The sequence below is a fragment of the Acinetobacter sp. YH12249 genome, from assembly GCF_013417475.1.
In the GTDB taxonomy this organism is placed as follows: domain Bacteria; phylum Pseudomonadota; class Gammaproteobacteria; order Pseudomonadales; family Moraxellaceae; genus Acinetobacter.
Genome location: NZ_VPDX01000029.1, coordinates 23,873 through 37,139, shown reverse-complemented (window position 1 = coordinate 37,139; position 13,267 = coordinate 23,873). Strand labels below are relative to the sequence as shown.

The 13,267-nt window shown below is 43.4% G+C and carries 14 protein-coding genes and 1 pseudogene; 13 read left to right on the top strand and 2 right to left on the bottom strand.

Going from position 1 to position 13,267, the window contains the following annotated elements:
• The 8 genes and pseudogenes from FTV25_RS13470 to pal all read left to right on the top strand — a co-directional run.
• Positions 1–116 (top strand): annotated as a pseudogene (locus tag FTV25_RS13470) (IS5/IS1182 family transposase); the annotation flags it as partial.
• Positions 117–401: 285 nt separating this feature from the next.
• Positions 402–1,751, top strand: coding sequence for an amidohydrolase (locus FTV25_RS13465; protein ID WP_373683636.1), 1,350 nt, complete (start codon positions 402–404; stop codon positions 1,749–1,751).
• Between the two features lie 260 nt (positions 1,752–2,011).
• Positions 2,012–2,419 carry a tol-pal system-associated acyl-CoA thioesterase gene (gene ybgC, locus FTV25_RS13460; protein WP_034170923.1) on the top strand — a complete coding sequence of 136 codons (408 nt, stop codon included), beginning with the start codon at positions 2,012–2,014 and terminating at the stop codon, positions 2,417–2,419.
• Positions 2,420–2,447: 28 nt separating this feature from the next.
• Positions 2,448–3,146 carry a protein TolQ gene (gene tolQ / locus FTV25_RS13455; protein ID WP_179992679.1) on the top strand — a complete coding sequence of 233 codons (699 nt, stop codon included), beginning with the start codon at positions 2,448–2,450 and terminating at the stop codon, positions 3,144–3,146.
• Positions 3,146–3,595, top strand: coding sequence for a protein TolR (tolR, locus tag FTV25_RS13450; RefSeq protein WP_180004082.1), 450 nt, complete (start codon positions 3,146–3,148; stop codon positions 3,593–3,595). The genes tolQ and tolR overlap by 1 nt, the downstream gene beginning before the upstream one ends.
• A gap of 3 nt (positions 3,596–3,598) precedes the next feature.
• A complete protein-coding gene (tolA, locus tag FTV25_RS13445; protein WP_180004084.1) occupies positions 3,599–4,930 on the top strand; it encodes a cell envelope integrity protein TolA in 1,332 nt (443 codons plus the stop codon).
• A gap of 202 nt (positions 4,931–5,132) precedes the next feature.
• On the top strand, positions 5,133–6,416 hold the full coding sequence (tolB, locus tag FTV25_RS13440) for a Tol-Pal system beta propeller repeat protein TolB (protein ID WP_175968221.1): 1,284 nt from the start codon (positions 5,133–5,135) through the stop codon (positions 6,414–6,416).
• Between the two features lie 55 nt (positions 6,417–6,471).
• A complete protein-coding gene (gene pal / locus FTV25_RS13435; RefSeq protein ID WP_159124033.1) occupies positions 6,472–7,044 on the top strand; it encodes a peptidoglycan-associated lipoprotein Pal in 573 nt (190 codons plus the stop codon).
• A gap of 90 nt (positions 7,045–7,134) precedes the next feature.
• Here the strand turns inward: pal and FTV25_RS13430 are convergent, their stop codons facing one another.
• On the bottom strand, positions 7,135–7,320 hold the full coding sequence (locus FTV25_RS13430) for an NF038105 family protein (protein WP_180004086.1): 186 nt from the start codon (positions 7,318–7,320) through the stop codon (positions 7,135–7,137).
• A gap of 183 nt (positions 7,321–7,503) precedes the next feature.
• On the opposite strand from FTV25_RS13430, the gene FTV25_RS13425 reads away from it, so the two are divergent.
• From FTV25_RS13425 to FTV25_RS13405, 5 genes are all read left to right on the top strand, one after another.
• The gene (locus tag FTV25_RS13425; RefSeq protein ID WP_180004088.1) at positions 7,504–8,478 is read left to right on the top strand and encodes a class 1 fructose-bisphosphatase; all 975 of its coding nucleotides are present in this window, start codon (positions 7,504–7,506) and stop codon (positions 8,476–8,478) included.
• Positions 8,479–8,527: 49 nt separating this feature from the next.
• Positions 8,528–9,304 carry an RNA methyltransferase gene (locus FTV25_RS13420; RefSeq protein WP_159124036.1) on the top strand — a complete coding sequence of 259 codons (777 nt, stop codon included), beginning with the start codon at positions 8,528–8,530 and terminating at the stop codon, positions 9,302–9,304.
• A gap of 167 nt (positions 9,305–9,471) precedes the next feature.
• Positions 9,472–10,086 carry an RNA polymerase sigma factor gene (locus FTV25_RS13415; protein ID WP_159124054.1) on the top strand — a complete coding sequence of 205 codons (615 nt, stop codon included), beginning with the start codon at positions 9,472–9,474 and terminating at the stop codon, positions 10,084–10,086.
• Positions 10,083–10,400 (top strand): hypothetical protein, encoded by a 318-nt coding sequence (locus FTV25_RS13410; RefSeq protein ID WP_180004090.1) that lies wholly within the window; start codon positions 10,083–10,085, stop codon positions 10,398–10,400. Before FTV25_RS13415 ends, FTV25_RS13410 begins: the two co-directional genes overlap by 4 nt.
• Positions 10,390–10,797, top strand: a complete 408-nt coding sequence (locus FTV25_RS13405; RefSeq protein ID WP_159124038.1) for a DUF3106 domain-containing protein — start codon at positions 10,390–10,392, stop codon at positions 10,795–10,797. The genes FTV25_RS13410 and FTV25_RS13405 overlap by 11 nt, the downstream gene beginning before the upstream one ends.
• A 50-nt stretch (positions 10,798–10,847) precedes the next feature.
• Here FTV25_RS13405 and FTV25_RS13400 read toward each other — a convergent pair whose 3' ends face one another.
• Positions 10,848–13,259 (bottom strand): CSLREA domain-containing protein, encoded by a 2,412-nt coding sequence (locus FTV25_RS13400; RefSeq protein WP_180004092.1) that lies wholly within the window; start codon positions 13,257–13,259, stop codon positions 10,848–10,850.
• Between the last annotated feature and the right edge of the window lie 8 nt (positions 13,260–13,267).

Genomic DNA, 13,267 nt, shown 5'->3' with positions numbered 1-13,267 from the left:
GCAGCCTGAAAACCTTCAAAATCCTTGCTGAGCGTTATCGAAATAGAGGTAAAAGGCTTGGTTTGAGATTCAATTTAATCGCTGGAATCTACAACTTGGAACTGAGCAAAAAATGATTTATGAAAGATGTCTAATGAAAGATTTTTAAATCAGATACAAATTCCTTTTAATAATTCTCTATTCGTTTGAATTTTTTAAATAAAATAGACCGTTAAATTTTTATAATTACCTAATTTTACAATATTTAGCTCTAGAAAATTCCCTTTATCAGCAAGTACTAAAAATGAATATACCGAAAAGGTATGAAATCCATATTCAGAGGGTTTTGGTCAAATGTAGTGCATTATGTAATGCTCAGGCATCTCTTTAACTCTATTCAGATTTTTAAGGTTCTCCCTGATATGAACATGCATAAGACGCTTTCACTTTGTCTCCCTCTTCTATTCTGTAGTCAACTGGCTTTAGCAGATTGGGTAGACGATTCTGTTAAAGTAGCCGAAGCGCATACCATCAAACTGCGCCAGCATATTCACCAATATCCTGAACTGGGCAATATGGAATTCAAAACCTCGGAATTAGTACAAAAAGAATTAAAGTCCTATGGTATTGAAGTACGTAAAGGTTATGCCAAAACAGGCGTGATCGGCGTTCTAAAGGGTGCAAAACCTGGCCCAGTCATGGCATTACGTGCAGATATGGATGCCTTGCCGATTCAGGAAACGGCAACCGTACCTTTTGCCAGCAAGCAGAAAGGCATTTATCAAGGTAAGGCAACTTATGTGATGCATGCCTGCGGTCATGATGCGCATACTGCAATGCTACTAGGTGCCGCCAAAGTGCTCGCTGCTAATAAAGATAAGATTGCCGGAACCTTGGTGTTTGTATTCCAGCCTGCTGAAGAAGGCGGTGCAGATATTGATAACTTTAGCCAAGGCGATCAGATCGGCTCACGTAAAATGCTGGCTGATGGCGCACTCAAGAATCCTCAGCCTGAAGTCATTTTCGGGATGCATGTGATGGCTGGCATGCCAAGTGGCAATATTTTCTATAAAGATGGTGCGATTCTCAATAGCGCGGATCATTTACGTATACAGGTAGATGGCCATCAGGTACACGGTTCAATGCCTTGGGCAGGTCGCGATCCCATCTATGCTTCTGCACAGATGATTAATAATTTACAAAGTCTGGTGAGCCGCAAAGCAGATCTGACCAAAGGCATGGGCGTGGTCAGTATTGGAAGTATTCAGGGTGGTACCACAGGAAATGTGATTCCTAATCAGGTGAATATGGTCGGTACGATTCGTTCTAACAGTGAAGATGTCCGTCAAGGCATTTTAAAAGACTTGCCGGAAATGCTGGAACACAATGCCGCAGCCAATGATGTCAAAGTCAAAGTAGAAATTGCACCCTATGCACCTGTTACCACCAATGACAAAACCTTGACCGAATTGATGCGTCCGACTCTGGCTAAGGTGAATGGTGAAAATAAACTGCATCTGCTTGATAACAATGCTAGTGCCAGTGAAGACTTTGCTTATTATGGCAAGCTGATGCCATCATTGTTTGTCTTCGTCGGTGCAACGCCAGCCGATCAGGACCCAGCCAAAGCAGCACCGAACCATAACCCGAATTTTATAGTCGATGATGCGACTTTAAAAACCGGCGTAGAAAGTCATGTCCGTTTTATACTGGATTATCCGAAAGTAGCCAATCAGGTACAAATGAGCTGGAAGCAAAATAACAAAAGCTGATTCTTAGTTCCTCCAGCATGAGTGACTGGTCTCATTCATGCTTTTACTTCGCCGTATTAATAAGCAATTGGTCGTTCCGTACTGGCTTAGCCCCTACTCCATCCAGATTTGACATCTTGTGCCATTGGTCTCAAAGCTCACAGTGCTAAACTTTGACGCGCTAAATTGCTTGACTTTTGGAATGAATAAGGCAAATTCTAAGCCTGCTCCAGCCTCTAAAAACAAGCAATAATTTCGTAAAATCTGCATGGAACAAAACTATGGCGAATCACTTTGAATTCAATATCCGCGTCTATATTGAAGATACTGATGCGGGTGGCATTGTCTACCACGCTAACCATATTCGCTATATGGAACGTACCCGTACTGAATGGTTACGTGCTTCCGGAGTGAGTCACTACTGGCATCAATCCGACTATAACTTTGTTGTGCACAAAATTAATGTCAAATATATGCGTCCAATCCTCATGGATGACCTGATTACCGTGACTGCACGTGTCATTTCATGTAAAGCTTCATCATTTGTATTGCAACAAAATATTTATCGTGGTGAAATCATGCTTGCATCTGGTGAGGTCGAGTTGGCATGTATTAGTGCAGACATGAAACCACGTCGTCTTCCTGATGAAATCCGCGAACTGATTCATAAAGAATTGGAACAAGACTAAAAAAAATTATTTGGCACACGTAACAGCTATGGCAACTCAGTTAGAATCATCTCTTCAAGTCTCAGATCTTATTTTACAAGCAAGCCCTGTCGTACAACTGGTGATGCTTTCTCTCCTGTTAGCCTCGTTGTACAGCTGGTATCTGATTGCTAAGTTAACCATGAGCTATAAAAAGGCTCAGGCTGATGACAATCATTTCCAGAAAATTTTCTGGTCAGGTGCCGAACTCAAGACGCTTTATAACAATGCCCAGCTCAATTCCAAACGTACTGGTCTGGAAGATATCTTCTATCAGGGTCTGGGCGAGTTCCTTAAACTTAAAAAACGCCATGCTCCAACTGCCCAGTCAATTGAAGGAACCGAACGTATTCTGCGGGTAGGTTTAAGTCGTGATCAGGGACATCTGGAACAAGGCTTGGGTGCGCTGGCCAGTATTGGTTCAGTTGCTCCTTATGTCGGTCTGTTTGGTACCGTCTGGGGCATCATGAATGCCTTTATTGGCCTGGCAGATGTGGATCAGGTCACTTTGGCCACTGTCGCACCTGGTATTGCAGAGGCCCTGATTGCAACGGCGATTGGTTTATTTGCTGCAATTCCTGCGGTTTTAGCCTTTAACCATTTCACATCTAAAGGTGAAGCACTGTACTCTGACCGTGCCCTGTTCGCTGAAGAAATGGTGGCTCTGCTGCAACGTCAATCTGTGGGCGCTACGCAGGACAATGACTAATGGCCATTCAACGTTCAGGACGCTTCGAGCGCATTAAAAAACCACTGAAAAGTGACATGAATGTGGTGCCTTACATCGATGTGATGCTGGTACTTCTGGTCATCTTCATGGTAACTGCTCCAATGATTACCAGTGGCATCAAGGTCGATTTGCCGCAGGCCAATGGCTTACCGATCGAATCCAAAGATGCGCCTACGATCGTCACTTTAAAAGAAGATGGTACTTATTTTCTGGAATATAAAAATCAGACCACAGGTCCTGTCACCCTAGAGGCTTTGACGCAGACTTTGATAGAAGCGCAAAGCACTGCGGAAAGTGAAAACAAGGTCCTCAATGTCGTGATCAATGGTCATACCACCCGCCCTTATGGCGATGTGATGGCCTTAATGTCAAGCCTGCAGGATGCGGGTTTGTCCCGAGTGGGTTTACTGACCAAGCCATTAGAATAAAGTATGAAAAATTATCAGAAACCACCGTTTCAGAAGAAAGCAATTGCGATTGGGTTTACGCTAGGAATCCATGCAGTTGCTTTGGTGGGCCTGCTTTTTCTGGGCATGAGTAAGCCACCTGAACCGCCAAAACAGATTAAAACGGTCTTAATTAAACCTGAAGACCTCAAGCCGGTGACTCGTGAAGAAACTGAGTTTGAAGAAACTGCACATGAAAATATTGCAGAAGAAATTACCCAAACTGCTGAACCGAGTGTAGAGCCTGCGCCTGTAGTGCCAACAGCAGCTGCACCGACACCTCCGGCACCGCAGCCTGCACCAGCACCCCCACAGATCGATATTCAAAAAGCTCAGCAAGAAGCCAAAGCAGCAGAGCTTGCTCAAGCCAAAGCCGCCCAGCAAGCAGCCGAAGCAGCAAAACGTGCTGAAGCTGCTGACCAGGCAAAACAGGCTGCTGCCAAAGCCAAAGCAGAGGCTGCACAAAAATCTAAAGCCGAAGCTGAAGCAGCGCGTAAGGCTGAAGTAGAAGCACAGCGTAAAGCCGATGCTGCGCAAAAAGCCAAACTTGAAGCGCAGAAAAAGGCTGATTTAGCCGCCAAGCAAAAAGCAGAGGCTCAAGCCAAGGCAAAAGCGGATGCTGCGGCAAAAGCCAAGGCAGATGCCGAAGCTAAACGTAAAGCCGATGCGGCTGCAAAAGCCAAAGCAGAGGCGGATGCTAAACATAAAGCTGACGCTGCGGCAAAAGCCAAAGCAGAGGCTGAAGCTAAACGTAAAGCTGACGCAGCTGCGAAGGCTAAAGCGGAAGCAGATGCCAAGCACAAAGCTGACGCTGCGGCGAAAGCTAAAGCAGAGGCCGAAGCTAAACGTAAAGCTGATGCCGCTGCGAAGGCCAAAGCGGATGCTGATGCCAAGCATAAAGCTGATGCCGCTGCAAAAGCTAAAGCAGAGGCGGATGCTAAACATAAAGCTGAGGCTGCGGCAAAGGCTAAAGCAGAAGCTGATGCCAAAGCCTCTGCAGCCAAACAGGCTGCTGAAGAAGCTGCACAGAAAAAAGCGGAATCTAAGCGAATTGCCTCTACTGCAAAACGTGATTTCGAAAATAAAATCAGACGTGCATGGGATACCCCAGTGGGCTCCTCAGGCCAGAAAGCGACTGCTCGGGTCACTTTGAGCGATAGTGGTTCTGTGGTTTCTGTGGTGGTGAGTGCCAGTGATCCAGATATGAAAGCCAGTGTAGAAGCGGCAGTACGTGCTGCTGCACCTTATCCAATGCCTTCAGATCCGGATGCACGCCGTGAAGCACGAAGTTTTACTTCAACCTTTACAGCTCATTAATGAAAAACAGCCATAATAAAGAAAAAGTGTTATGGCTGTTTTTTTGAGTTAAACTTCAATTGAAACAGATTAAATAATAATCACTCCCCATAGTGATATAACAGTTTGATGATAAATTCGTGGTCTATTTCGCATAAATCCATGCGATGATGTAGCCCAATCACTTATAAATAACTCCGTTGATTTGAGTAAATAACGAATGATGGAAAAGACACGCAAACACCTACTCTGCCTTGCAATCATGACCACTTTGGGTGCGGTCACTGCGACCCAGTCTCAGGCCCAACTGCATCTGGAAATTACCAAAGCTCCTGAAGCTGCTCCTAAAATTGCCATTGTGCCTTTTAGCCAGGATCAGAGTATTTATCCGGTGGTGGAAAATGACCTGAATCGTTCTGGTAAATTTGCCAGTGCCTCGAAGAATTTACCTGCTACAGCACAACTAAATTCGCCAAATGCTGAAGCTTGGGCAGCTGCAGGCGTACCCTATGTGGTGACCGGTTCATCCAAGACCAATCCGGATGGTTCTTATAGCATTCAGTATCAATTGTATGATGTCGAAAAACGTCAATACTTACTGAATGAGTTGCTGACTGTTCCTGCTTCACGTACCCGTCAGGCAGCCCATATGATCAGTGATGCCATCTATCAGGCATTAACCGGTATTCCGGGAGACTTCACCGGCCGTATTGCTTATGTGTTACGTAATCCGGCAACGCCTGATCAGCGTTATACCTTACAGATTGCCGATACGGATGGTGAACAGCCAAAGACCATTTTGACTTCGCGTGATCCAATCCTGTCACCTGCCTGGACACCGGACGCGAAAAAAATTGCATATGTATCTTTTGAAACCAAACGTCCGGCCATTTATGTACAGGATCTGGCGACTGGTCAACGTGAAAAGCTGGCCAGCTTCCGTGGTTTAAACGGTGCGCCAAGCTTCTCTCCAGATGGCAAGAGCATGCTGTTCACTGCGTCTATGCACGGTAACCCGGAAATCTATCAGATGAATCTGGAAACACGTCAGTTAAAACGCATGACCAACGATAGCGCAATTGATACAGAAGCACGTTATGCGCCGGATGGAAAATCATTTATCTTTACTTCAGATCGTGGTGGTTCTCCGCAGATTTACCGCTATGATTTTAATAATGAAAGTACCAAACGTCTGACTTTCCGTGGCGCATTTAATGCCCGCGCGACCTTAAGTGCAGATGGTAAGAAACTTGCATTGGTTCATCGTCCAAGTGGCAGTAACTATAAAGTGGCTGTACAAGATATTAGCTCAGGTGTGACCAATATCCTGACGCCAACCAGCCTGGATGAATCACCTAGCTTCTCGCCAAATGGTCAGATGGTGGTCTATGCCACTCGCGAAGGTAACCGTGGATTGTTATCCATTATGTCTCTCGATGGCCGGTTCCGCATGAATCTGCCAAGTGAAACAGGTGAAGTCCGCGAACCTGCTTGGGCACCAAAATAATAGTTCAATATTTATAAATGCTTTACCCCATAATCAACCTTCATGGAGATGAAGAATGAACAAAGTAAAATTATTTGCACTTCCTTTACTTGCAGCTGCAGTCGTAATGACTGGTTGTGCCAGCCGTAAACCAGCAGCTGAAGTCCAAACTGGCAACCTGGATACCAGTGGCACCACCACTGTAAACACTGAAGGTCTAAGTGAAGATGCAGCTTTAAGTGCTCAAAATATGGCCGGTGCATCTGCTAAAGGTGTAACTGCGGAAAATAAGGCTTATTTAGCTAAACGTGTAGTTCACTTTGACTATGACAGCAGTGAACTGAGCAATGACGATATCCGTACTCTGCAAGCACATGCCCAGTTCCTGATGGCAAATGCCAATTCTCGTGTAGCTCTGACAGGCCATACAGATGAACGCGGTACACGTGAATACAACATGGCGCTTGGTGAACGTCGTGCCAAAGCAGTAGAAAGTTTCCTGATCACTTCTGGTGTAAATGCAGGCCAACTTGAAGCAGTGAGCTATGGTAAAGAAATGCCAGTTAATCCTGGCCATGATGAAAGTGCGTGGAAAGAAAACCGCCGTGTAGAAATCAACTACGAAGCTGTTCCACCACTACTAAAATAAGTGATCATTTAAATAATACATCATTCATAAAAAAGCACTCAATCGAGTGCTTTTTTATTAGAGGGATATTTGAAAGATCAAAGAATAAAATTACTCTTTGCCTTCACCTTCTTCTGCAGTTTGCATGGATTCAATCATGTCGTGTTTATTGAATTTTTTATATTCAGGTTTTGCTTCGTAATCCTTCCACGCTTCTTTCATCTTGTCTTCAGAAATTTCATCGAGATTAATCGCTTCGCTCGGCGTTGGAGTCGCATCAAACTTTAATGTTGCCATCTCTGTGCTCCTATGATCATTTTTTCCTTTGATTCAACATAGCACTTTCCACAGGAGTTGCAAGGGCAAAATCACAACAAATAATTCAGTTTAATTGTCCTTTTCGGACGTTCTCCTCTAAAATATAGCCGTATATCGTTTTGATCTTTTTTCCCCGATTATAAGTCTTGGAGTTTTTCCCTTATGTCATACCGCACCTTATCCCAATTCCTACAACAACAAAGCGGGAACCTCACACCTGAACTTGCACAAGTAATTGAAACAATTGGAAATACCTGCAAGCGTATTGACCAACTCCTGCAAAAAGGTGCTCTAGCGGGTGTATTAGGTAGTGCTCAGCATGAAAATGTTCAAGGCGAAGAGCAAAAGAAACTGGACGTGATTTCTAATGATTATCTGATTGATGCATTAAAAGTACATCCACATGTAGGCGGTTTAGCATCTGAAGAACTGGATGAATTCACTTCAGCACAGGAAAATGGTCAATATCTAGTATTGTTCGATCCACTTGATGGCTCAAGCAATATTGATATCAACATGTGTGTGGGCACTATCTTTTCGATTCTTCCCGCAAAAAATAGTGTAACTCAGGCAGAAGACTTCATGCAGGCTGGTGTCAATCAGGTTGCTGCTGGTTATGTCCTGTATGGCCCATCAACCATGATGGCACTGACTGTGGGTGCTGGTGTGGTATTCTTCACTTTCGATCCTGAAACTCAAGAGTTCCTGTTGACTTCTGAAGCGATTCAGGTAGCTGCTGATACTAAAGAATATGCAATCAATGCATCGAACCAGCGTCACTGGGAAGCGCCTGTACAGCGTTATATCGAGGAATTGCTGGCAGGTAAAACAGGTCCTCGCGCCAAAGATTTCAATATGCGCTGGGTCGCTTGTATGGTCGGCGATATTCACCGTATTCTGTGCCGTAGCGGGATCTTCATGTACCCATACGACTTAAAAGACCCAACTAAAGCAGGTCGTTTACGTTTAATGTATGAAGCCAATCCAATGAGTATGCTGATGGAACAGGCTGGCGGTGCATCAACGACTGGTCGTGTCCGCATTCTTGAAATCGAACCTACAAATCTGCATCAACGTGTTCCGGTCATCATTGGCTCAAAAAATGAAGTTGAGCTTGTGACCAGCTACCACCACTAATTTTTAAACGGCAGTTGATCTTTGATTGACTGCCGTGGACTTTCTTCTTATGCCAACCATCTTCCTTGAATCCAAAGACAATCCTAAAATTAAACACTTACGCGGTTTAATTGAACAGAATTCTTATCGAAAAAAACAAGGACAGACTGTGCTTGAAGGCACGCACCTGTGTCTTGCATGGTTACATGAAAACAAGAAAATCAATTCGATCTTCACGACTGAACATGCTTTAGCGCATCCTGATTTCGACATTATTTTAAACAAATATACCGGTGTGGTCTTTGTCATTGGTGAATCGCTTTATAAGGACCTGAGTACCTTAGGCACTTCGATTGCATGTATGGCGATTGTCGATATTCCAAGCTCAAGCCAGGCACTTGATTTTACGGCTGACACTCTGATCCTTGAAAATGTGCAGGATCCCGGTAATGTTGGCACCCTGCTACGTTCAGCAGCAGCTGCCGGTATTGATCAGGTCATTTGTACTAAGGGTTCAGCATCTCTTTGGTCACCACGGGTATTACGTGCAGGTATGGGCGCGCATTTTTCTTTGCAAACTTTTGAAAATATCGCACTGGAAGATCTTTTACCGCAATTCAAGATTCCGGTATATGTCACCAGCTCACATCGTTCTAGCAGCCTGTACAGTAAAGACTTGCGTAAAGCCTGCGTCTGGATTCTGGGCAATGAAGGTCAAGGCGTATCTGACTATGCCCTGCAACATGCCGAAGCGGTGACTATTCCACAGCCAGGTGGACAGGAATCCCTGAATGTTGCCATTGCAGGCTCTATCTGTTTCTTTGAGATGGTGCGTCAACGTATCTAATACGGTATTTAGGTTACATTGTTTTAATTCCAGTCAGTGTATTTATAAAATAGATTACACTACAAAAATAATAAGTTTTATTGTCAACCAAATCGTTATTCCCAACGTTATATGCACATGAACTTGGGAATAATGGTGGGTATCCAATGACAGGATTTTCCATCTCTATGGATTTAGCACCGAAACCGTTGCAGTCACAAGATGCGAGTATTCTAAAGAGTACGGCAGAGTCTCGCCTGAAAAATTTCATGCAGGACGTGACTGGGCGTGCTTTGGTGATGATGGAAAGTGCGACTCAAGGACAACATGGGATCGCAATGGATCTGGTTCAGGAAGCTTTTATTGCTTTGCATAAATCTTATGCAGAGAAAAGCACTGAAGAGTGGTATCCCCTGTTCTATACGATTCTGAATAACAAATTACAGGATTGGCGTCGTAAAGAAGCACGTCGCAACCAGCCCTTTTCCTTTTTCAAAAAAGTCAGCCTTGATGACGACGAAGTCGAATTTGACAATCTGGTAGATGAATCTACGCCCTCACCTTTAGAATTTCTGGATCAGGCAGTAACTGCTGAAGAAATTCAGGAGGCGATTGCCAAATTACCTGTGCGTCAGCAGCAAGCATTTATGCTCAGAGCCTGGGAAGGCTTTGATACTCAAACTACAGCGCAAATTATGAACTGTACAGAAGGCAGTGTGAAAACCCATTATCACCGTGCTATTCAAGGTCTACGTGCCTCTCTAGCACACTTAAATCCATATCTGGGAGGATCATCCGAATGAAGCAAGATGATTTCTTAAAGCAAGTAACTTCCAAACTTGATGGACTGGCACAGCACCACAAGGATAAACCGGTGGTGATGAATCATGTGCTGGAGCATATTCAGGACGCACAACATTCACGCTTTGCATTTCTAAAAATGTCTAGCTTTGCTCTGGCTGCTGCGATTGCTGGCGTGGTAGTGCTACCGAATATTGTCAGCCATAACGAACCTCAGACTCAGGCGGTATCTACACCCAAACTCTCCCCACAGATGCTTGAAGATCTGGAAATGTTAATGGTTTTAGGTGAGGACAAAGTTCCACATGGCAGCTAAAAGATTAGCAATTGCATTTTGTGCATTCAGCTTCCTGCAAACCAGCTTTGCTGGATTTGAACGTTTTTGGATTTTTTCCAAAGATGCCAATACGCAGGTCAACGAAACCTGGGATACCCTTTCTGATTCCGAGCAACTGGCATTAATTAAACGTTATCAGTCCTTAAAAGAAATGCCTGAACAGCAACGTATTAATTTACAGCAACGCATGGACTGGTTCACCCAGCTTCCTGAAGCTGAAAAGCAGCGTATGCGTGAAACCTGGCAAATGATGAGCAGTCAGGAACGTAAGGAGTTAGGTGCACGGATGCAAAAAGCAACGCCAGAAGAACGACTGGCGATCCGTGAAGAATATATCCAGAAATACCAGCAACTCACTCAACCCAAAACTCATTAACTTAAGTTAAATAAAAAAGCCTCCATCCGGAGGCTTTTTTCATGCTGCAATTATTTTCTAATTCGGCGATATCCTGCCAGACCTAATAATCCAAACAATCCCCAAATTCCAAATGAACCACCACCACTTGATGATGTATTGGTATTTTTAGCCGTATTTTTTAAGTTAATTCTTGCTGTATCTGACATCAACTCATCTGCATCAAAAACATGATACTGCATATCATAATCTGACTGACTAAAAGTATTTTTCACACTAAAAGTCAATTTTCCACCATAACAGGTTTCACCGGCAAAATTCCCTGGGCATGGTCCTTCTCGCTCTGCGGAAAGGTTTACTCCGGCAGGAAGCTTGACAATGCGAATTGGAATCTCACGACCATCTTTATCACGATAGAAAGCAGCCTTGCCATTCATCCGTGGACCATCACCATCATCGCTGTCATTCTCTAATGGATTCACAGTTACGGTCAGATTGTTCTCTGCGCTAATTCTATATTCATCATTTTTTACAATCGGTTTAATATTTACAAATGCGCCCTGCAAAATACCTGTACTGCTGGCACCTGTCTGCTTGTCTTTAATTGTATAACGGCAATACTCCGTATCCGAGAGACTGGTTACTTTGCCATCAGTACGATACATCATGATACGGTTTAAGTCAGGCTTCCATTCACATTTTAAATTTGGATCATTAGGCGCACCTTGAACAATTAATGAACTGCCTGATCCAGATAAAGACCCTACACCTAAAGATTGCACTTTAATTTCATAATTTTGTGAATTTAATGCTTTAGCTTGTACTTGAGAATTATTCAAAGTTTCTTGAGGCATGACCAAACTAAATGGATTAACGTATATGGCACGATATTTCTGGTATTGCTTGGTATATTTTAAAAGATCCTCATATTCTTTTAGCTCTTCCTTTAAGCCCTGTATTTCCTCAGGTTTTGTATTCTTATCGGCCAGAATAGAATTAATATCATCAATATTTTCCTGATAATAATCCAGCAACTCTGTTAAAGAACTATTTTTTAGGCCAGAAATATCTGCTGCAGTTAAGCGCCGGATTTCTACCGACCCAATTTCACAGGAATTTTTTGCGTCCGGATTAAATAATAAGGTTGCCTTAGTCAACCGCTCAATTCCACGCTGATCAGTTTCTTCACAACTTTCTGTACCGATATTGACCAGATCCGTATTCGATTGTCGATCAATAGGATAATACATCCCTAAATAACGGTTATTTACAGAAGGTTCGATATAAGCAGTTAATAGATCTGTGATCTGATTACTGGATACATCAATATTCGTTGAAACACTGTTTTCTGCCAGTTCAGGTAATATACAGCGTGAGGAACCACTTGTATGAATCGCATTATAAGCAGTAAATAAATCTACACCTTGTTCTTTACTTGGATTCCCACCATTCAAGGCATATTCACAAGACAAGCCCTGGTTAAAGGCCAACACGTTATAAGCCAGACTCGAATTACCAGTATTGTCATAAAAGATGGTAGAGCGAGCAGTATTTTCGACAATCGTGTTATTAATGGCACTAAAAGTGAAGAAAGAACTTAATGGACGGCTGATTTCATTAGCCATTCGGAAAATATGACCTGTAGTACTGGTCGTATTTTTTGCAATCGTAGAGTTACTAATATCAGCTTTGGCATAACCACAGAAGTCCAGAATACTGGCCGTATCAGTAGAACCATTTTTGACAATGCTGCTTGCGCTAATTTCTAGCTTGGTCTCTGTACTGCCCAAATTCCCCACACAATCCATAGCCAAGACACTGCCATATGTAGCTGCTTTATTCTGATGAATTAAGGAATCCTGAATCCTGATAACTTTTTCATTATTCATCGCTACTGCATAAATTGCTCCCCCTTCTGCAGCCGCTCGTGAATTTACAATTTCACTATTCACGAGGCTTAGAGGACCGGCGACATAAAATGTTCCACCATTACCTTTATCCAGACTGGTTTTTGCAGCATAACCATCTTTCAGGATGACACCATTTACCACCATGCTGGCTTGGCTAGCGACCGTATTAAATAAGCGAGTTTTCCCTTGGCCTGAAATGGTGGTTGTTAAAGCCTCACGTGTTGGATATAAAAAGGTAATAGGGCTTCTTTGAGTATAATTGAAGGGTGATTTTCCCAAAATATTGACATGGGATTCAACAATAATTTCACTATTGAGTTTGTATTCCCCAGCTTCGAGTTGGATGACATCTGGAGCGGAACCATCATTACGCAATGTACGGCCAACATTGCATCCTCCATAGGATTTATCCAGCTTGGCTGTCTTAATGGCTTCACGCAAGGAACAGGCATTGGTATTTTCCCCGTCCTCGTCAGCAAATGTAGTGACATATATGGTTTTATCTTCGGCTGCCATTAAACTCATGGCAGATAAAATCATGGCTGCAAGCAGTCCTTTTTTATAATTTTTCATGATTTTTC